The 18,916-nt window shown below is 65.9% G+C and carries 19 protein-coding genes; 2 read left to right on the forward strand and 17 right to left on the reverse strand.

Annotated elements, in window-relative coordinates:
• The 4 genes from HWX08_RS10110 to HWX08_RS10125 all read right to left on the reverse strand — a co-directional run.
• A partial coding sequence (locus HWX08_RS10110) for an electron transfer flavoprotein subunit beta/FixA family protein (RefSeq protein ID WP_175869751.1) occupies positions 1 to 553 on the reverse strand: 553 nt, incomplete at its 3' end.
• Positions 554 to 781: 228 nt separating this feature from the next.
• Positions 782 to 1,576: a MetQ/NlpA family ABC transporter substrate-binding protein gene (locus tag HWX08_RS10115; RefSeq protein WP_174922213.1), complete on the reverse strand. Its 795-nt coding sequence runs from the start codon at positions 1,574 to 1,576 to the stop codon at positions 782 to 784.
• Between the two features lie 33 nt (positions 1,577 to 1,609).
• Entirely contained in the window at positions 1,610 to 2,263 is a 654-nt protein-coding gene (locus HWX08_RS10120) for a methionine ABC transporter permease (RefSeq protein ID WP_069257958.1), read from the reverse strand.
• A complete protein-coding gene (locus tag HWX08_RS10125; RefSeq protein ID WP_069256097.1) occupies positions 2,253 to 3,287 on the reverse strand; it encodes a methionine ABC transporter ATP-binding protein in 1,035 nt (344 codons plus the stop codon). The genes HWX08_RS10120 and HWX08_RS10125 overlap by 11 nt, the downstream gene beginning before the upstream one ends.
• Positions 3,288 to 3,503: 216 nt before the next feature.
• Between HWX08_RS10125 and HWX08_RS10130 the strand changes: the two genes are divergently transcribed.
• Positions 3,504 to 4,430, forward strand: a complete 927-nt coding sequence (locus HWX08_RS10130) for an alpha/beta hydrolase (protein ID WP_174922214.1) — start codon at positions 3,504 to 3,506, stop codon at positions 4,428 to 4,430.
• A gap of 39 nt (positions 4,431 to 4,469) precedes the next feature.
• Here HWX08_RS10130 and HWX08_RS10135 read toward each other — a convergent pair whose 3' ends face one another.
• The gene (locus HWX08_RS10135; protein WP_107310990.1) at positions 4,470 to 5,393 is read right to left on the reverse strand and encodes a histone deacetylase family protein; all 924 of its coding nucleotides are present in this window, start codon (positions 5,391 to 5,393) and stop codon (positions 4,470 to 4,472) included.
• Between the two features lie 43 nt (positions 5,394 to 5,436).
• On the opposite strand from HWX08_RS10135, the gene mltB reads away from it, so the two are divergent.
• A complete protein-coding gene (gene mltB / locus HWX08_RS10140) occupies positions 5,437 to 6,780 on the forward strand; it encodes a lytic murein transglycosylase B (RefSeq protein WP_174922215.1) in 1,344 nt (447 codons plus the stop codon).
• Between the two features lie 79 nt (positions 6,781 to 6,859).
• Here the strand turns inward: mltB and cysM are convergent, their stop codons facing one another.
• The 12 genes from cysM to HWX08_RS10200 all read right to left on the reverse strand — a co-directional run bounded on the left by cysM (position 6,860) and on the right by HWX08_RS10200 (position 18,773).
• Positions 6,860 to 7,762: a cysteine synthase CysM gene (gene cysM, locus HWX08_RS10145; RefSeq protein WP_069256093.1), complete on the reverse strand. Its 903-nt coding sequence runs from the start codon at positions 7,760 to 7,762 to the stop codon at positions 6,860 to 6,862.
• Positions 7,763 to 7,977: 215 nt separating this feature from the next.
• Positions 7,978 to 8,322 (reverse strand): ComEA family DNA-binding protein, encoded by a 345-nt coding sequence (locus tag HWX08_RS10150; protein WP_069256092.1) that lies wholly within the window; start codon positions 8,320 to 8,322, stop codon positions 7,978 to 7,980.
• Positions 8,323 to 8,396: 74 nt separating this feature from the next.
• Entirely contained in the window at positions 8,397 to 9,389 is a 993-nt protein-coding gene (rfaD, locus tag HWX08_RS10155) for an ADP-glyceromanno-heptose 6-epimerase (protein WP_174922216.1), read from the reverse strand.
• 63 nt (positions 9,390 to 9,452) lie between these two features.
• On the reverse strand, positions 9,453 to 10,403 hold the full coding sequence (gene rfaE1 / locus HWX08_RS10160; protein ID WP_076605875.1) for a D-glycero-beta-D-manno-heptose-7-phosphate kinase: 951 nt from the start codon (positions 10,401 to 10,403) through the stop codon (positions 9,453 to 9,455).
• 7 nt (positions 10,404 to 10,410) lie between these two features.
• Positions 10,411 to 11,811: a UDP-glucose dehydrogenase family protein gene (locus tag HWX08_RS10165; RefSeq protein ID WP_069256089.1), complete on the reverse strand. Its 1,401-nt coding sequence runs from the start codon at positions 11,809 to 11,811 to the stop codon at positions 10,411 to 10,413.
• A gap of 89 nt (positions 11,812 to 11,900) precedes the next feature.
• Entirely contained in the window at positions 11,901 to 13,073 is a 1,173-nt protein-coding gene (gene lapB, locus HWX08_RS10170; protein ID WP_069256088.1) for a lipopolysaccharide assembly protein LapB, read from the reverse strand.
• Positions 13,074 to 13,126: 53 nt separating this feature from the next.
• Entirely contained in the window at positions 13,127 to 13,420 is a 294-nt protein-coding gene (locus tag HWX08_RS10175; protein ID WP_021157458.1) for a lipopolysaccharide assembly protein LapA domain-containing protein, read from the reverse strand.
• Between the two features lie 208 nt (positions 13,421 to 13,628).
• The gene (locus HWX08_RS10180; RefSeq protein WP_006486894.1) at positions 13,629 to 13,952 is read right to left on the reverse strand and encodes an integration host factor subunit beta; all 324 of its coding nucleotides are present in this window, start codon (positions 13,950 to 13,952) and stop codon (positions 13,629 to 13,631) included.
• Positions 13,953 to 13,974: 22 nt separating this feature from the next.
• Entirely contained in the window at positions 13,975 to 15,687 is a 1,713-nt protein-coding gene (rpsA, locus tag HWX08_RS10185; protein WP_069257957.1) for a 30S ribosomal protein S1, read from the reverse strand.
• 141 nt (positions 15,688 to 15,828) lie between these two features.
• Positions 15,829 to 16,515 carry a (d)CMP kinase gene (gene cmk, locus HWX08_RS10190; RefSeq protein WP_069256087.1) on the reverse strand — a complete coding sequence of 229 codons (687 nt, stop codon included), beginning with the start codon at positions 16,513 to 16,515 and terminating at the stop codon, positions 15,829 to 15,831.
• Between the two features lie 13 nt (positions 16,516 to 16,528).
• Entirely contained in the window at positions 16,529 to 17,833 is a 1,305-nt protein-coding gene (gene aroA, locus HWX08_RS10195; protein ID WP_174922217.1) for a 3-phosphoshikimate 1-carboxyvinyltransferase, read from the reverse strand.
• A gap of 13 nt (positions 17,834 to 17,846) precedes the next feature.
• Positions 17,847 to 18,773: a prephenate dehydrogenase gene (locus HWX08_RS10200; protein WP_174922218.1), complete on the reverse strand. Its 927-nt coding sequence runs from the start codon at positions 18,771 to 18,773 to the stop codon at positions 17,847 to 17,849.
• Positions 18,774 to 18,916: the final 143 nt, after the last annotated feature.

The following is an 18,916-nucleotide window of genomic DNA, read 5'->3' on the forward strand; positions in this document are numbered from 1 at the left end:
AGCGCGGCTCGTTCAGGCGCAGGTCGGTCGTGACCACGGCCGGCAGCGTCAGCGACAGCGTTTCCGCGCCGCCGTCGACTTCGCGTGCAACCGTCGCCTTGCCGTCGGCCACCGTCACCTTCGACGCGAACGTCGCTTGCGGCAGGCCTGCGAGCGCGGCCAGCATCTGGCCGGTCTGGTTCGAATCGTCGTCGATCGCCTGCTTGCCGAGGATCACCAGTTGCGGCTGTTCCTTGTCGACCAGCGCCTTCAGGATCTTCGCGACGGCCAGCGGCTCGACGCTGTCGGTCGACTCGACGAGGATCGCGCGATCCGCGCCGATCGCCAGTGCCGTACGCAGCGTTTCCTGCGCTTGTGCCACACCCACCGACACGGCGATCACCTCTGTCGCCACACCCGCTTCCTTCAGGCGCACGGCTTCTTCCACCGCGATCTCGTCGAACGGGTTCATCGACATCTTCACGTTCGCGATGTCGACGCCCGTGTTGTCCGACTTCACGCGGACCTTCACGTTGTAATCGACCACTCTTTTCACTGGCACCAGGATTTTCATGCACACGCTCCAAAGTTACGAATACGACCAGAGGCCATTCTATAGCGAGGCCTCGTGACTGCGCGGCCAAGCGGACCCAACCATCGTGGTTGTCGAGGATACCGCTTCTTGGCGACGCGCCAATGATAGCGAACGGTCGTTCTATTTTAAAAGAGAAAAAACCCGGACGCAAAGCCCGGGTTTTCGATCATCGACTCTAATCCCGCCGGGCGCCCCGTGCTGCGTCCGTTACCAGGCGGCAATGACCGCGCCGCCGAACTTGCCTTCGATGAACTGTTTCACGTCGGCCGAGTGATAGGCCGCGACCAGTTTCGCGACCCACGGCTTGTTCCGGTCGGCGTCGCGGATCGCGAGGATGTTCGCGTACGGGCCATTCGCGCCCTCGATCGCGATCGCGTCCTGTTTCGGCTTCAACCCCGCTTCCATCGCGTAGTTGGTATTGATCGCGGCTGCGTCGACGTCGCCGAGCGAGCGCGGAATCTGCGCCGCATCGAGTTCGACGATCTTCAGCTTGCGCGGATTGTCGACGATATCGAGCGGCGTGGCCTTCAGCCCTGCGTCCGCGCGCAGCTTCAACAGGCCCTGTTTTTGCAGCAACAGCAGCGCACGGCCGCCGTTGGTCGGATCGTTCGGGACCGCGATGCGCGCGCCCGGCTTCAGTTCGGCCAGCGATTTCACGCGCTTCGAATAGATGCCCATCGGGAACGTGACGGTATCCGCGACCTTGATCAGCTTGTAGCCGCGATCCTTCACCTGCGCCTGCAGATACGGATCGTGCTGGTAGCTGTTCGCGTCGAGGTCGCCCGACGCGAGCGCGGCGTTCGGCTGCACGTAGTCGGAGAATTCGACGATGCGGATGTCGAGGCCGCTCTTCGCCGCGACCTTCTTCACCGCTTCCATGATCTGCGCGTGCGGCCCGCCCGTCACCCCCACCTTGATGGTTTCGGCCTGCGCGTGCGCGCCCGCGAACAGCGCGGCCGCGCCCAGTGCCGCCGCGAATTTGAGCATGAAACGTCGTTGCATCGTATGTCCCCTGACGGATCGATCGGTTTTGTTTTACTTGTGGCTCAGCCGGCGCACGAGCCAGTCGCCGAACGACTGGACGATCTGCACGAACACGATCAGGATCGCGACGACCGTCCACATCACTTCCGGCAGATAGCGCTGGTAACCGTAGCGGATCCCGAGATCGCCGAGGCCGCCGCCGCCGATCGCACCCGCCATGGCCGAATAGCCGACCAGCGACACGAACGTGATCGTCAGGCCCGCGACGACGCCCGGCAGCGATTCGGGCAACAGTACCTTGAAGACGATCTGCGACGTGGTCGCGCCCATCGATTGCGCGGCCTCGATCAGCCCGCGGTCGACTTCGCGCAGCGCCGTCTCGACGAGACGCGCGATGAACGGCGCGGCCGCGAGCGTCAGCGGCACGACCGCCGCGGCCGTGCCGATCGACGAACCGGTGACGAGACGCGTGAACGGGATCACCGCGACCAGCAGGATGATGAACGGCGTCGAACGGACGGCGTTCACGATGCCGCCGAGCACGCGGTTCACCGCGAGATTCTCCAGCACGCCCTGGCGATCGGTCAGGTAGAGCAGCACGCCGAGCGGCAGGCCGACGAGCGCGCCGACCGCCCCGGAGATGCCGACCATGATCAGCGTCTCCCAGAACGACTGCACGAACATATCGAACATCTCACTCAACATACGAAAGCTCCTCTACCACCACACCTTGCTCGCGCAGGAACGCGAGCGCCTGCCCGACCTTGCCCGGCTCGCCGCCCGCGAGCACCGCGAGCGAACCGAATGCCTGGCCCTGGATCTCGTCGATCTGGCCATGCAGGATGTTGAAATCGAGTTCATACCGGCGGATCGTCTCCGACAGGATCGGTTGGTCGACGCCCGAGCCCGTAAACGCCAGGCGCAGCAGATGCCCGCTGCCCGTCTTCAGCCGCTCGGCCACGCGCGCCTTCAGCGCGGGCGGCAGCTCCTGCGCGATCACGTCGCCGATCAGCGCACGCGTCACTTCGTGATGCGGCTGCAGGAACACGTCGATCACGCGGCCTTCCTCGACCACGCGCCCGGCATCGAGCACCGCGACGCGATCGCACACCTGCTTGATCACTTCCATCTGGTGCGTGATCAGCACGATCGTCAGGCCGAGTTCGCGGTTGATGCGCTTCAGCAGGTCGAGGATCGAACGCGTGGTCTCGGGATCGAGCGCGGACGTCGCTTCGTCCGACAGCAGTACCTTCGGCTGGCTCGCGAGCGCGCGTGCGATGCCCACGCGCTGCTTCTGCCCGCCGCTGATCTGCGACGGATAGCGATCCTTCTGCGCGGACAGCCCGACGAGGTCGAGCAGCGGCAGCACCGCGGCCTCGATGTCGGCACGGCTCGCGCCGGCCAGCTCGAGCGGCAGCGCGACGTTGTCGAACACCGTGCGCGACGACAGCAGGTTGAAGTGCTGGAAGATCATGCCGATCTCGCGGCGCGCCTCGCGCAGCGCGCCAGCCGGCAGCAGCGTGAGATCGCGCCCGCCGACGACGACATTGCCTTCGGTCGGCCGCGTGAGCAGGTTGATGGTGCGCACGAGCGTGCTCTTGCCGGCGCCGCTTCGACCGATGATGCCGAACACCTCGCCCTGCGGGATCGTCAGGTTGATGTTGCGCAGCGCGTCGACCCAGCCACCCGACCCGGGAAATCGCTGCGAAAGATTGCGTAATTCGATCATGTAAACAAAACGGCGGCCGGCCGGCGAGTTGGCCCGCCAGTCGGCCGCCGATGCATCTGGAATAGCCGGCGATTTTACCGCAAACCCCTCATTCCCCTTAATAATCGATTTCGATCTTTTCATAACCACACGAAATTAGAGGGACGCCGCTGGCCCGCCGCAGGAAGGCCGCGACTATGATCCGGAACACACGCCAACGAACAGGGGACACGCCCAATGACCGCTACCACCACGCCGGCCGCCGCGACCGCCAGCGCCACCGCCGGCGCCGCGCCTACGTCGCCACCCGCGCCGAAAATGGGCCGGCTGCGTACCGCGGACGGGCTCGAACTGGCGTCGTACCGCTGGCCGGCCGGCGACGGCACCGTGCCGCCGCGCGCGACGATCGCGCTCGTGCACGGCCTCGCCGAACATGCGGGCCGCTATGCCGCGCTCGCAGCACGGCTGAATGCGGCCGGCATCGACGTGCTCGCGATCGATCTGCGGGGGCACGGCCAGTCACCCGGCAAGCGGGCGTGGGTCGAGCGCTTCGACGGCTACCTGGACGATGCGGATGCGCTGGTCGCCGAAGCCGCACGCGGCGATGCGCCGCTGTTCCTGATGGGGCACAGCATGGGGGGCGCGGTCGCGGCGCTGTACGCGATCGAACGCGCGCCGGCACGCGGCCACGCGCTGACGGGCCTCGTGCTGTCGAGCCCGGCGCTGGCGCCCGGGCGTGACGTGCCGCGCTGGATGCTCGCGGTGAGCCGCGTCATCAGCCGCGTATGGCCGACCTTCCCCGCAATCAGGATCGATGCCGCGCTGCTGTCGCGCGATCCTGCCGTCGTCGCGGCCAACCGCGCCGATCCGCTCGTGCATCACGCCGCGGTGCCTGCGCGCACCGGTGCGGAGATTCTCGACGCGATGACGCGCATCGAAAGCGGCCGCGGCGGGTTGCGCGTTCCGGTGCTCGTCTATCACGGCACCGAGGACAAGCTGACCGAACCGGACGGCAGCCGGGCGTTCGGCGCGCGCGTCGGTTCGCCCGATCGTACGCTGACGCTGTACGAAGGCGGTTTTCACGAAACGATGAACGATCTCGAACGCGACCGCGTGATCGACGCGCTGATCGCATGGATTCACGCGCGCGCACCGGTGCGCTGAGCTCATCCGGCACGGCCGCTCGGCGCGGCCAACCGATCGTCAGATGCCGGCCAGCACGCGCAGATGCGCAACGACGCTGCGCCCGAGCGCGGACAGGTTGTAGCCGCCTTCGAGGCAGCTCACGATGCGGCCCTGCGCATGCCGGCGCGCCACGTCGACGATCTGCGCGGTCAGCCATTCGAAGTCGGCTTCGACGAGGCCGAGGTTGCCGATGTCGTCCTCGCGATGCGCATCGAAACCGGCCGACACGAACAGCATCTGCGGCTTGAACGCATCGAGACGCGGCAGCCAGAACATGTCGACGGCCTCGCGGATCGCCATCCCGTTGCTGCGCGCGGGTATCGGCAGGTTGACCATGTTCGGCGCCTGGTGATCGACGCCGGAGAACGGGTACAGCGGATGCTGGAAGAAGCTGCACATCAGCACGCGCGCGTCGTTCGCGAATGCGGCCTCGGTGCCGTTGCCGTGATGGACGTCGAAATCGATGATCGCCACGCGCTCGAGACCATGTACGTCGAGCGCGTGCCGCGCGGCGATCGCGACGTTGTTGAAGAAGCAGAAACCCATCGCGCGCGCGGGCTCCGCATGGTGGCCGGGCGGCCGCACGCCGCAGAACGCATTCGCATAGCGACCTTCGATCACCGCGTCGGTCGCCGCGATCGCGGCGCCGGCCGCGCGCAGCGCCGCGCGCCACGTATCGCGGTTCATCAGCGTGTCGGGATCGATTTCGACGTAGCCGTCGACCGGCGTCATGCTCCGGATGTAGTCGATGTGCGCCTGCGTATGCACGCGGCCCAGCGCCACTTCGCTCGCGAACGGCGCGGTTTCGTGAACGATCAGGTCGTCGATGCGGCTCGCGATCAGTTGATCCTGGATCGCCGACAGGCGGGCCGGGCATTCCGGATGCCATTCCCCCATCTCGTGCAGCATGCAGTCGGGGTGCGTGTAGAAAGCGGTTGCCATAAGCTGTCATCTGCGGCGCACGGAGCGCCGCAGGTCTCCATCAATGATGTCCATCGTCTGCCGCGAATTCGCCGCTAACTTACCACAACGGGGGCCCACCCCACCCCGGCACGCCGGATGCGTCGGGTATACTGCGCCGAACCCAATCGCCTTGTCCGCCCGCTTCGACATGAATTCCAGCAAGCCTGCCGCTCTTCTCTCCGTGCTGTTCCGTGTTCGTGTCCCGCTCGTTGCGGCCGCCGTGATCGCGGCGCTGAGCGCCGCGCCCGCCGGCGCGCAGACGCCCTCCGCGAAGCCCGCGGGCACGCTCGTCGCACAGGGCCAGCCGCAGCAGCCCACGCCGCAAGGCCAGACCTTCGAAGAGGAAATCGTTCCGCAGCGTTACGCGAGCAACGCGAAGGTCGACGCGTTCATCGACGAGATGGTGAACCGCAACGGCTTCGACGCCGCGAGCCTGCATGCGCTGTTCTCGCGCGTCAGCTACTCGGCGACGGCCGTCAAGCTCGTGAAGCCGGCCGCGTCGCCGACGGTCAAGAACTGGCGAGTCTATCGCTCGCGCTTCATCGAACCGATCCGCATCAACGCGGGCGTGAAATTCTGGAAGGCGAACCAGGCAACGCTGCAGCGTGCCTCCGAGCAGTTCGGCGTACCGCCCGAGGTGATCGTCGGCATCATCGGCGTGGAGACGATCTACGGCCGCTACATGGGCAATTTCCGTGTGCTCGATGCGCTGACGACGCTGTCGTTCGACTATCCGGACACGCCGAATCGCGACAGCCGCCAGGCGACGTTCCGCAAGAACCTCGAGGATTTCCTGGTCTGGACCCGCGACAACCAGCTCGACCCGACCACCGTGCTCGGCTCGTATACGGGCGCGATCGGCATCCCGCAGTTCCTGCCGAGCAGCATCCGCGAGTATGCGGTCGACTTCGACGGCACGGGCCACGTCGACCTGCGCAGCAGCCCTGTCGATGCGATCGGGAGCGTTGCGAACTACCTGAAGCAGCACGGCTGGGAAACCGACCGTCCGGTGGTCTGGCAGATCACGCCCGATACGGGCAGCCTCGGGATCGCACAGGCCGCCGCCGACGGCCAGCCCGAACCGCACTGGGCGCTGTCGCAACTGCTGCGCGCGGGCATGACGCTGAACGAGCCGACGGTCAACATCACGGCCGAAGCCGGTACGCCTGTGACCGTGATCGATCTGCCGTCGCCGGGGCGCGCGACCGAATACATGATCGGCCTGAAGAATTTCTATGTGCTGACGCGCTACAACCGCAGCTTCTTCTACGCGCTCACCGTGTACCAGCTCGGCGAGGCCGTGAAGGCGCAGATGGAAGCGAGCGGCGCACTTCAGCCGAGCGCCACCGACACGCAGTCGCAGTAAGCGTCGCCCGCCCAAACAAAAAGCGCCGCACATGCGGCGCTTTTCTTATCGCACGCGCACGGCGCGCGCCTGCTCACGTTCACGCAGGGAACACGCCCGTCGACAGGTAGCGGTCGCCGCGATCGCAGACGATGAACACGATCGTCGCATTCTCGACCTGACGCGCGATGCGCATCGCGACTTCGCACGCGCCGCCCGACGAAATGCCCGCGAAGATGCCTTCGACGGCCGCGAGCCGGCGCGCCATCGTTTCCGACGCGGCCTGACTCACGCTCTCGACGCGGTCGACACGGCTGCGATCGAAGATCGTCGGCAGGTAGGCTTCCGGCCACTTGCGGATGCCCGGAATACGCGAACCGTCTTCCGGCTGCGCACCGACGATCTCGATCGCGGCATTCTGTTCCTTCAGATACCGCGATACGCCCATGATCGTGCCCGTCGTGCCCATTGCCGACACGAAGTGCGTGACGCGCCCTTCGGTATCGCGCCAGATTTCCGGGCCCGTCGCTTCGTAGTGCGCGATCGGATTGTCGGGATTGCCAAACTGGTCGAGGATCACGCCCTTGCCTTCGCGCTGCATCTGCTCCGCGAGATCGCGTGCCAGTTCCATCCCGCCCTTCACCGGCGTCAGGATGATTTCGGCGCCGTACGCGGCCATGCTCTGGCGACGCTCGACCGACAGGTCCTCCGGCATGATCAGCACCATCTTGTAGCCGCGGATCGCCGCCGCCATCGCGAGCGCGATACCCGTGTTGCCGCTCGTCGCCTCGATCAGCGTATCGCCCGGCTTGATGCGCCCGCGCGCCTCGGCCTTGCTGATCATCGACAGCGCAGGACGATCCTTCACCGAACCGGCCGGATTGTTGCCTTCGAGCTTCGCGAGCAACACGTTGTTGCGCGCGCGGATCTCGTCGTCCGGCAAGCGGACCAGTTGGACCAGCGGCGTATTGCCGATCGTGTCTTCGATAGTTTTGTAAGCCATGGATATACCGTGAGTGCGAGGCGCCGATCAATCGGTCGATTGTAAACCAGCGCCGCCCGCCGCGCCGGCAACCCCATTGCGACGATGGAATACGGCTGGCGTGCAACGCGTGGCGCCGCATACGCGGTGCCCACGCAAAAAACCCGCGGCATGCCGCGGGAAGCCGTCGTAGCGACGGCGGCTGAAGGAGCTCGTTGTCGGCCGCGCGCGCCGCGTTACTTCTGCGCAGTGCGGGCCGGTGCGGCCGCGGGCTTGCCGGCAGCCGGCTTCGCCGCGGCCGGCTGCGCGCCACCGGCGCCGGCCGCCCCGACCGTCAGACCCTCCTGCTGAAGCCGCTCGACGGTATGGCCGCCCATGCCTTTCACGCGTGCCGCGAGATCTTCCGCATTCCTGAACGGACCGTGTGCGCCGCGCTCGTCGAGAATCGCCTTCGCGCGTGCCGGGCCGATGCCCTTGATGCCGACGAGCGCATCCTCGTTCGCGGTGTTGACGTCGACGGCCGCCCAGGCCGACGCGATCGTGCCGAGCATTGCCGCTGCGGCCAACCATTTCCTGATCATGTGCTGGATCTCCGAAGAAAAACGGCCGGCGGCTGCCGACCGTGAGACCCAGTCTATCGATGCAACGCTTCGGTTTAAACCTGGCCGGATAGCCAACGAACGTAGCGGTCGACACCTTCCTGCACGGTCAGGAACGGCGCGTCGTAACCGGCCGCGCGCAGCTTCGTCTGGTCGGCCTGCGTGAAGCACTGGTACTTGCCGCGCAGCGCATCGGGGAACGGCACGTATTCGATCAGCCCCTGCTCGACTTGCTGCGCGAGCGTGAGCGGCGGCAGGTTGTCGAGCGCGCGCAGCGTATTCACGACCGTCGATGCGATGTCGTTGAACGGCTGCGCACGGCCGGTGCCCAGGTTGAAGATGCCCGACTGCTCCGGATGATCGAAGAAGTACAGGTTCACCTTCGTCACGTCCTCGACCGACACGAAGTCGCGCGTCTGCTCGCCCGGCGCATAGCCGTTGTACTCGCCGAACAGCTTCACCTTGCCTTCCGCGCGGAACTGGTTGAAGTTGTGAAACGCGACCGACGCCATACGCCCCTTGTGCGTCTCGCGCGGGCCGTACACGTTGAAATAGCGGAAGCCGGCGATCTGGCTCTTCGCGCTCGGCAGCACGCGCCGGATCACCTGGTCGAACAGGAACTTCGAATAGCCGTAGACGTTCAGCGGCGCCTCGGCGTCGCGCTCCTCGACGAAACGCGTCGAACCGCCGTAGGTCGCGGCCGACGATGCGTACAGGAACTGCGTGCCCTGCGCGAGACACGCGTCGAGCACCGCACGGCTGTAGCGGAAGTTGTTGTCCATCATGTAGCGGCCGTCGGTTTCCATCGTGTCCGAACAGGCGCCTTCGTGGAAGATCGCGCGTACCTTGCCGAACTCGCCGCGGGCGAAACGTTCGACGAATTCCGTCTTGTCCAGATAGTCGTCGATCTCGCAGTCGACGAGATTCTTGAACTTGTCCGCGCGCGTCAGATTGTCGACCGCGATGATGCGCGTCTCGCCGCGCTCGTTGAGCGCCTTGACGATGTTCGCGCCGATAAAACCGGCTGCGCCGGTGACGATGAGGGTCATGATCGTCCTGCCTGAAAAGTGCGAGCCATGCGTGCGGCGCGCTCGTCGCGCCGCCGCCTGCGCTCAGTGAAACAGTTCGTCGTAGTCCACGGTGGCCGTGCCGAGCTTGCCGACCACGATGCCTGCCGCGCGATTCGCGAGCACGACCGCGTCGACGAGCGGCACGCCTGCGCCGAGCATCGTCGCAACCGTCGCGATCACGGTATCGCCCGCGCCCGAAACGTCGAACACCTCGCGCGCGAGCGCCGGTGCGTGCAGTTCGCCGGCGGCGGAAAAAAGCGTCATCCCTTCTTCCGAGCGCGTGAGCAACAGCGCGTCGATGTCGAGCTCCGCTCGCAGCTTCGCGACGCGCGCGCGCAGGTCGTCTTCCGATTTCCACTGCCCGACCACTTCGCGCAATTCCGCGCGATTCGGCGTGATCAGCGACGCGCCGCGATAGCGTGCCCAGTCGTCGCCCTTCGGGTCGACCAGAACGGCCTTGCCGGCCGCCCGCGCCTTCTCGATCATCGTCGTGACGTGCGTCAGGCCGCCTTTCGCGTAATCCGACATCAGCACGACGTCGTGCTGCGGCAGCAGTGCATCGAAGCGCGCGAGCCCCGCGAGCAGCACCTCGTGCGTCGGCATCGCCTCGAAGTCGACGCGCAGCAGTTGCTGCTGGCGCGCGAGCACGCGCAGCTTGATCGTGGTCGGCAGCGCCGGGTCGCGCTCGAGATGCGGCGTCACGCCGCTGCTGCCGAGCAATTCGACGATCCGCTCGCCGGGTTCGTCGCAACCGACGACGCACAGCAACCCGGCCTGGCCACCGAGCGTCACGGCGTTGCGCGCGACGTTAGCCGCGCCGCCGAGCCGCTCTTCCTGGCGCTGCACGTGCACGACCGGCACGGGCGCTTCGGGCGAAATGCGATCGACGTTGCCGAACCAGTAACGGTCGAGCATCACGTCGCCGACGACGAGCACACGCGAGCGCGCGAGCTGCTCGCGCGGCACCGGAACGACTTCGCGAAGAGTATTCATCGTACGGTCAACCACGTGAGAACGACTGGGGATCGACATACGGCCGGCCGATCGCGTAGTAGTCGATGCCCAGCTCGGCCATCGCGTCCGGTTCGTACAGGTTGCGCCCGTCGAAGATTACCGGCGCCTTCAGTTCGGCCTTCAGGCGCGTGAAGTCCGGGCTCCTGAATTCCTTCCACTCGGTCACGATCACGAGCGCATCCGCGCCCGTGACGGCGGCGTCCTGCGTGTCGACGAGATGCAGCCGAGCCAGCGCGTCCGAATCGGCGCCGAAATCGAGCGCAAACACGCGCCGTGCCTCGTCGACCGCGACCGGATCGTACGCACGGACGGTCGCGCCGCGTTCGAGCAGCGCGGCGATCAGGCGGCGGCTCGGCGCCTCGCGCATGTCGTCGGTGTTCGGCTTGAACGCCAGGCCCCAGACCGCGAATTCGCGGCCGGTCAGGTCGGTGCCGAAGCGTTGCTCGATCTTGCCGATCAGCACGTCCTTCTGCGCATGGTTGGCCGCCTCCACCGCTTCCAGGATGCGCAACGGCTGGCCGTTCTCGCCGGCGGTACGAATCAGCGCCTGAACGTCCTTCGGGAAGCACGAGCCGCCGTAGCCGACGCCGGCGTACAGGAAGTGATAGCCGATGCGCGGATCGGAGCCGATCCCGCGGCGCACGGCCTCGATGTCCGCGCCGACCTTGTCGGCGAGATTCGACATCTCGTTCATGAACGAGATGCGCGTTGCAAGCATCGCGTTCGCCGCGTATTTCGCGAATTCGGCCGAGCGCACGTCCATGTATATCGTGCGCTCATGGTTGCGGTTGAACGGCGCGTACAGCTTCTTCATTTTCTCGCGCGCGATCGTGCCCGTCTCGTCGTCGTCGACGCCGATGATGATCCGGTCAGGGCGCATGAAATCTTCGACCGCGGCGCCCTCCTTCAGGAACTCCGGGTTCGACACAACCGAGAAGCGATGCGCGACGCTGCCTGCCAGACCGCGGGCGGCAAGCGCCTCGTCGACCACGCCGCGCACGCGCTGCGCGGTGCCGACCGGCACCGTCGACTTGTCGACGATCACCTTGAAGCCCGTCATGTGGCGGCCGATGTTGCGCGCGGCTTCGAGCACGTACTGCAGGTCGGCCGAACCATCCTCGTCGGGCGGCGTGCCGACGGCGATGAACTGGATCTCGCCGTGCGCGACACTCGCCTCGATGTCGGTCGAGAAACGCAGGCGTCCGGCCGCGCGGTTGCGCGCGATGATGTCCAGCAGCCCAGGTTCGTGAATCGGCATCCCGCCGTTGTTCAGGATGTCGATCTTGCGCGGATCGACGTCGAGACAGAAGACGTCGTGACCGATCTCCGCGAGGCAGGCGCCCGTGACGAGACCGACATAGCCGGTGCCGATGATGGTGATTTTCATAGATGTTCCGGTACTTCCCGGTAATTGACTAACTTGGCCGCCGGGGCGAGCCCGGCGGCAACCGCAGCGCGTCGGCTCCGCGGCCGGGATCAGCCCGGCATCGCAGGTTCGACGCGGCGCGGCGCATAGGTTTCCCAGCCGCTGCACCCTGGGCACTGCCAGTAGAAGAGCCGTGCCCGGAAACCGCAATTCTGGCACGTATACCGTGGCAGATTCTTCGTGCGCTGCTTGATCAGCGCACGCATCATTTCAAGTTCCTTACGGCGAGGCTCGTCGGCCGCCGCGATCTGCGCGTCGAGCAGATGTAGCATCCCCGACAGGTTCGGCGACTTCTCCATCTGCGTGCGCGCGAGCGTATGTGCGGCTTCCTGGCCCCGCAACCCGGCGATGTGCTGGTACGCGATATCGAGCAGGTCGTTCGACGGATAGCGGTCGATATAGCCCATCAGCAGATCGGCGCCTTCGGCGTTCTTGCCGAGCGCGACGTACGCCTTCATCAGCTTGTCGGCGACGAGCGGCAGATACGCCGGATTTTGCGCTTCGACGCGCTTCCAGTGCTCGATCGCGGCCGCGTGGTCGCCCGCCGCTTGCGCGGCGTCGCCGGACAGGACCGTCGCGCGTACGTTCTGCGGGTTCACGGTGAGCGCGAGGCGCAACTGTTCGGCTGCCGCCGCCGCGTCCTTGCGCTGCAGCGCGTCCTGCGCGAGTTCGCAGTGGAACTGCGCAATTTCGACACCGAGCGGCTTGTCGCTCATCGACTCGATGCGCTTGGCCGTATCGATCGACTTGTTCCAGTCCTTCTCGATCTCGTAGATCGTCAGCAGCGCCCGCTGCGCGCCGAGCGCGTAATCGCCGTCGGCGAGCTTGTGAAACGCCTCTTCGGCACGATCGAGCAGGCCGGCCTTCAGGAAATCCTGGCCAAGCTCGTAGAGCGCGTGATCGCGCTCGTTGACCGGCAGGTCCGTGCGGCTCAGCAGGTTCTGGTGCACGCGGATCGCGCGGTCGGTTTCGCCGCGGCGGCGAAACAGGTTTCCGAGCGCGAAATGCAGCTCGACCGTCTCGGGATCGAGCTTGGCGACCTCGATGAACGCGTCGATCGCCTTGTCGGGTTGTTCGTTCAACAGAAAATTCAGGCCGCGAAAATACGAGCGCGGCAGGTTGGCGCTCTCCGACAGGAGATTCTTCAGGTCATAACGTGACGCCGCCCAACCGAGCGCGAACGCGACCGGAATCGCGAGCAACCACCAGAAATCCAGATCCATGCGAAATATCGAAGCAGAGACGAAAACCGCGCGATGATCGCGCGGCGTCCGTGTTAAATGACGGGCGGCATCGGCGGCTGGTCGATGACGGCCGGCGTTTCGCGCGCCGCGCGCAGATCGCGCTTCAGGCGCCCGTTCTCGAGGCGCAGACGGAAGATCGAAGGCAGCGCGGACAGCAGGCCGGCCAGCAACCCGACGGCGAAGAACGCCAGGCCGATCAGGATCAGCGGCGCTTGCCATGAATAGCCGGCAACGAAATTCAGCGTCGCGGTTTGCGTATTGGCCAGCGCAAGCACCAGCAGCAGGACGAACACCAATACCCGGATCAGCCAGACGATAAACTTCATGAAGCCCTCTCTTTGTTGAGGTTTGCCGCGGCGCGCGACTCCCCTTCGTCGCACCGAATCGACCCGTATTGTAAAGGATGCGTTTCCACGGCTGCGCACGATGTGCGCCGCCGTGGCGCCGCGATCGCCGGAAATGAAAAAAGCGCCCGCAAGGGGCGCTTTTCTTTTCAGCTTTCGCCGGATGGGTTCCGGGCAAACCGGATGACGCTCAACGCTCGTCGTCCGGATCGTCAGCCTTCAGCGGTTCACCGGCGCGGCCGTCGACGCGTTCGCGCAACTCCTTGCCGGGCTTGAAGTGCGGCACGAACTTCTCGGGCACCTGCACTTTCTCCCCCGACTTCGGGTTGCGTCCGACGCGCGCCGGGCGACGGTTGAGGCCAAAGCTGCCGAAACCCCGAATTTCAATGCGATGCCCTTTCGCCAGGGCGTCGGACATCGCATCGAGCATCGTTTTCACCGCGAAATCCGCATCCTTGAGGACAAGTTGCGGAAATCGCGATGCCAGCTGCGCGACCAACTCGGATTTGGTCATACTTCAGCAGACCTCGTGAGGCTTACTGGTTCTGGCCGTCGAGCTTCGCCTTCAGCAGCGCGCCGAGGTTGGTCGTACCGGTCGCCGCAGCGCTCGAGTCCGACTGCAGGCCGCGAATCGCTTCCTGTTGTTCAGCCGAATCCTTCGCCTTGATCGACAGGTTGATGCCGCGCGACTTGCGATCGATGTTGATCACCATCGCGTTGACCTTGTCGCCTTCCTTCAGCACGTTGCGTGCGTCTTCGACGCGATCCTGCGAGATTTCCGATGCGCGCAGGTAGCCTTCGATGTCGCCCGTCAGCGTCACGACCGCACCCTTCGCATCGACCGTCTTCACGACGCCGTCAACGATCGAGCCCTTGTCGTTCATGGCAACGTAGTTGCTGAACGGGTCGCCTTCGAGCTGCTTGATGCCGAGCGAAATGCGTTCCTTCTCGACGTCGATACCGAGGACGATGGCTTCGACTTCGTCGCCCTTCTTGTACTTGCGAACCGCTTCTTCGCCCGCTTCGCTCCACGACAGGTCCGACAGGTGGACCAGGCCGTCGATGCCGCCCGGCAGACCGATGAACACGCCGAAGTCGGTGATCGACTTGATTGCGCCCGTGATCTTGTCGCCCTTCTTGAAGTTGCGGCTGAAGTCGTCCCACGGATTCGGCTTGCACTGCTTCATGCCGAGGCTGATACGACGACGGTCTTCGTCGATCTCGAGGACCATGACTTCGACTTCGTCGCCCAGCTGGACAACCTTCGACGGTGCGACGTTCTTGTTGGTCCAGTCCATTTCCGACACGTGGACGAGGCCTTCGATGCCCGATTCCACTTCGACGAATGCGCCGTAGTCGGTGATGTTCGTGACCTTGCCGAACAGACGCGTGCCCGACGGGTAACGGCGCGAGATGCCTTCCCACGGATCGTCGCCCAGTTGCTTGATGCCCAGCGACACGCGGTTCTTCTCTTGGTCGAACTTGAGGATCTTCGCGGTGACTTCCTGGCCAACCGACAGGACTTCGCTCGGGTGACGCACACGACGCCATGCGATGTCGGTGATGTGCAGCAGGCCGTCGATGCCGCCGAGGTCGACGAACGCGCCGTAGTCGGTGATGTTCTTGACCACGCCGTTGACGATCGCGCCTTCCTTCAGCGTCTCGAGCAGCTTCGCGCGCTCTTCGCCCTGGGTTGCCTCGATCACGGCACGACGCGACAGCACGACGTTGTTACGCTTGCGATCAAGCTTGATCACGCGGAACTCGAGCGTCTTGCCTTCGTACGGGGTCGTGTCCTTGACCGGACGCGTGTCGACCAGCGAACCCGGCAGGAACGCGCGGATGCCGTTGACCATCACGGTCATGCCGCCCTTCACCTTGCCGGTGATCGTGCCGGTGACGAGTTCGTTGTTGTCGAGAGCCTTTTCCAGCGACAGCCACGATGCAAGGCGCTTCGCCTTGTCGCGCGACAGGATCGTGTCGCCGTAGCCGTTTTCGAGTGCGTCGATCGCGACGGACACGAAATCGCCCGACTGCACCTCAACCTCGCCCTGATCGTTCAGGAATTCCTCGATCGGAATGTAAGCCTCGGACTTCAGGCCTGCATTGACGACCACGAAGTTGTGGTCGACGCGCACGACTTCGGCGGAAATCACTTCGCCGGCGCGCATGTCTTGGCGGGTCAGCGACTCTTCGAACAGAGCCGCGAAAGATTCAGTATTCGGGTTGGAGGTTTGCAGGTCGGACATAAAAATCTGATTGTGCATGGCTCGCTGTGCCACGCCGGCCGGAATGGCAGGCTGAAAGGGCCAGATCGAAGACCACACGGGGTTAAGGGTTCGAAACACGCTTCGCACTTCCGCGCGGAGCACCTACCGCGACCCGCCTTCTCAGGCGGGCTGGCCGAGCGCCCGGTACCACTGCAGCACCTGGTCGACTGCTTCATCGACCGAAAGTGCCGACGTATCGAGCAGCTTGGCATCTGCCGCAGGCTTAAGCGGCGCGGCCGCGCGATTGCTGTCGCGCGCGTCACGCTCACGAAGATCCCGGAGCAAGTCATCTATATTAGCAGAAAAACCTTTTTGCATCAATTGCTTATGCCGCCTCGCCGCGCGTGCCTCGGCGCTGGCCGTCAGGAACACCTTCAGCACTGCGTCCGGGAAGATCACGGTGCCCATGTCGCGCCCGTCGGCCACGAGGCCCGGCGTCTTGCGGAACGCGCGCTGGCGCGCGACGAGCGCGGTGCGCACGGGCCCGTGCACAGCGATCGCCGACGCGCGGTTGCCGACCGCTTCGGCACGGATGTCGTTCGACACGTCGACGCCGTCGAGCTGCGCGCAGCCTTCACGGAACGTGATGTGCAGATCGTCGATCAGCTTCACCAGCGCGTCGATGTCCTCGGCCGCGACGCCGTAGCGCACGCTCGCGAGCGCGGCGAGCCGGTATAGCGCGCCGCTGTCGAGCAAGTGGAAGCCGAGATGCGCGGCGACCAGCGCGGCGACGGTTCCCTTGCCGGAAGCAGTCGGGCCGTCGATCGTGATGACGGGAGTCGGGTGAAAGGGTCGGGTCGATTTCATCAGGTCGGTCGGGTCAGGCTTTGGCGAGCGCAGCGAAGCGGTCGAAATAGTCGGGGAACGTCTTGCCGACGCACTTCGGATCGTTGATCCGCACGGGCACGCCGCCGAGGCTGACGAGCGAGAAGCACATCGCCATCCGGTGATCGTCGTAGGTGTCGATTGCCGCGTTCGGCGTCAGTTTTTCCGGCGGCGTGACGACGAGATAGTCGGGGCCTTCCTCGACGATCGCGCCGACCTTGCGCAGTTCGGTTGCCATCGCGGCGATGCGGTCGGTTTCCTTCACGCGCCAGCTCGCGATGTTGCGCAGCGTGCTCGTGCCGTTCGCGAACAGCGCCGCGACCGCGATGGTCATCGCCGCATCGGGGATCAGGTTGAAGTCCATGTCGATCGGCTCGAGCTTGCCGTGGTCGTGGCCGATGCCGCGCACGTCGATCCAGTCGTCGCCCATCGTCACGTTCGCGCCCATCTGCATCAGCGCGTTCGCGAAACCGACGTCGCCCTGGATGCTCGCCCGCCCCACGCCTTCGACGCGCAACGGCCCGCCGCCGAGCGCGCCGGCCGCGAGGAAGTACGATGCGGACGACGCGTCGCCCTCGACCATGATCCGCCCCGGCGAGCGGTAGCGCACGCCGGCCGGCACGACGAAGCGCTGCCAGCCGTCGCGCTCGACGGTCACGCCGAAGCGCTCCATCAGGCGGATCGTGATGTCGATGTACGGCTTCGAAATCAGCTCGCCGTCGACCTCGACCACGGCCTTGCCGTCCTTCGCCTTCACGAGCGGCAGCGTCATCAGGAGCGCCGTGAGGAACTGGCTCGACACGTCGCCGCGCACGCGGATCGGCGCGTCGACGGAAATGTTCGCGGGCTTGATCCGCAGCGGCGGGTAGCCTTCGTTCAGCTCGTAGTCGATCTGCGCGCCGATCTGCCGCAGGCCGTCGACCAGATCGCCGATCGGTCGCTCGTGCATGCGCGGCACGCCGTGCACGCGGTAGTCGCCGCCGTTCACCGCAAGCGCGGCGGTCAGCGGCCGCACGGCCGTGCCCGCGTTGCCGAGGAACAGGTCGGCCGTTTTCGCGGTGAATGCGCCGCGCGTGCCCGTCACGACGCAGGTATCGCCGTCGCGCGCGAGTTGCACGCCGAGCTTGCCGAGTGCGTCGAGCATCACGCGCGTGTCGTCGGAGTCGAGCAGGTTGGTGATCGTCGTTTCGCCTTCGGCCAGCGCCGCGAGCAGCAGCACGCGGTTCGAAATGCTCTTCGAGCCGGGCAGGCGCACGGTGCCCGATGCGCTGGAGTACGGGCCGAGATCGAGATAGTCCATGGGAATCGTCCTGTTATTTCTTGACCGGTTCGGCAGCGGGCGTGCCGCCGCGCTCCTGCCATGCCTTGCGGGCGGCGCGCGAGCGCGTGAACACGGCTTCGAGCGCCGCGCCGTCGCCGGCGTCGATCGCCGCGCGCAGCCGCGCGAGCACGCGTGTGTAGCCGTCGAGTTCGTCGAGCAGCGCCGCGCGGTTCGCCACGCACACGTCGCGCCACATCTCCGGGCTCGACGCCGCGATGCGCGTGAAATCGCGGAAGCCGCCCGCCGCGTACGAGAATTTCAGCTCCGCGTCGGTTTCGCCGAGAATCTGCTCGACGAGCGCAAACGACAGCACGTGCGGCAGATGGCTGATCGACGCGAACACGCGATCGTGTTGTTCGGTGCTCATCGTGCGCACGTCGGCGCCGGTCGCGCGCCACATCGCGTCGATCCGCGCGACGGCTTCGGGCGCGTTCTCCGGCAACGGGCACAGCACGACGTTGCGGCCGACGTACAGATCCGGCAACGCGGCCTCGACACCGCTCGACTCGCGGCCTGCGATCGGATGCCCCGGCACGAACTGCGCGATGCGCGCGCCGAGCGCTTCGCGCGCGGCCGCGACGACGTCGGACTTGGTACTGCCCGCGTCGGTGACGATCGTTGCCGCTTCGAGCCACGGCGCAATGCGCGCGAGCAACGGGCCCGTCTGCGCGACGGGCGCTGCCAGCAGCACGAAATCGGCGCCGGCCAGCGCGTCGCGCAATTGCGCATCGTCGTCGAGCGCCGCTGCGCGGTCGATCACGCCGAGCGCGAGCGCCCGCTCGACCGACGCACGCGAACGGCCCACGCCGACGATCTCGCCCGCGCCGCCCGGCGCGCGCTCGCGCAGCGCGCGGGCCAGCGATCCGCCGATCAGGCCGACGCCGAAGATGACCAGTTTGTTGAATGCAAAGCCTGACACGACAAGAGCCAAGTTACGCGCGCGGGACGATGCCCGCCACGCGGAATTCCAGATTCCGGGCAACGGGCCCGCGTTCGGTGCAATTTGCGCCGGACGCCGCCCGAACCCGCCTTCGGCAGTGCCGACCGGCCTGCCCTGCCCGC

This window comes from Burkholderia metallica, from assembly GCF_902832845.1.
Lineage (GTDB): Bacteria > Pseudomonadota > Gammaproteobacteria > Burkholderiales > Burkholderiaceae > Burkholderia > Burkholderia metallica.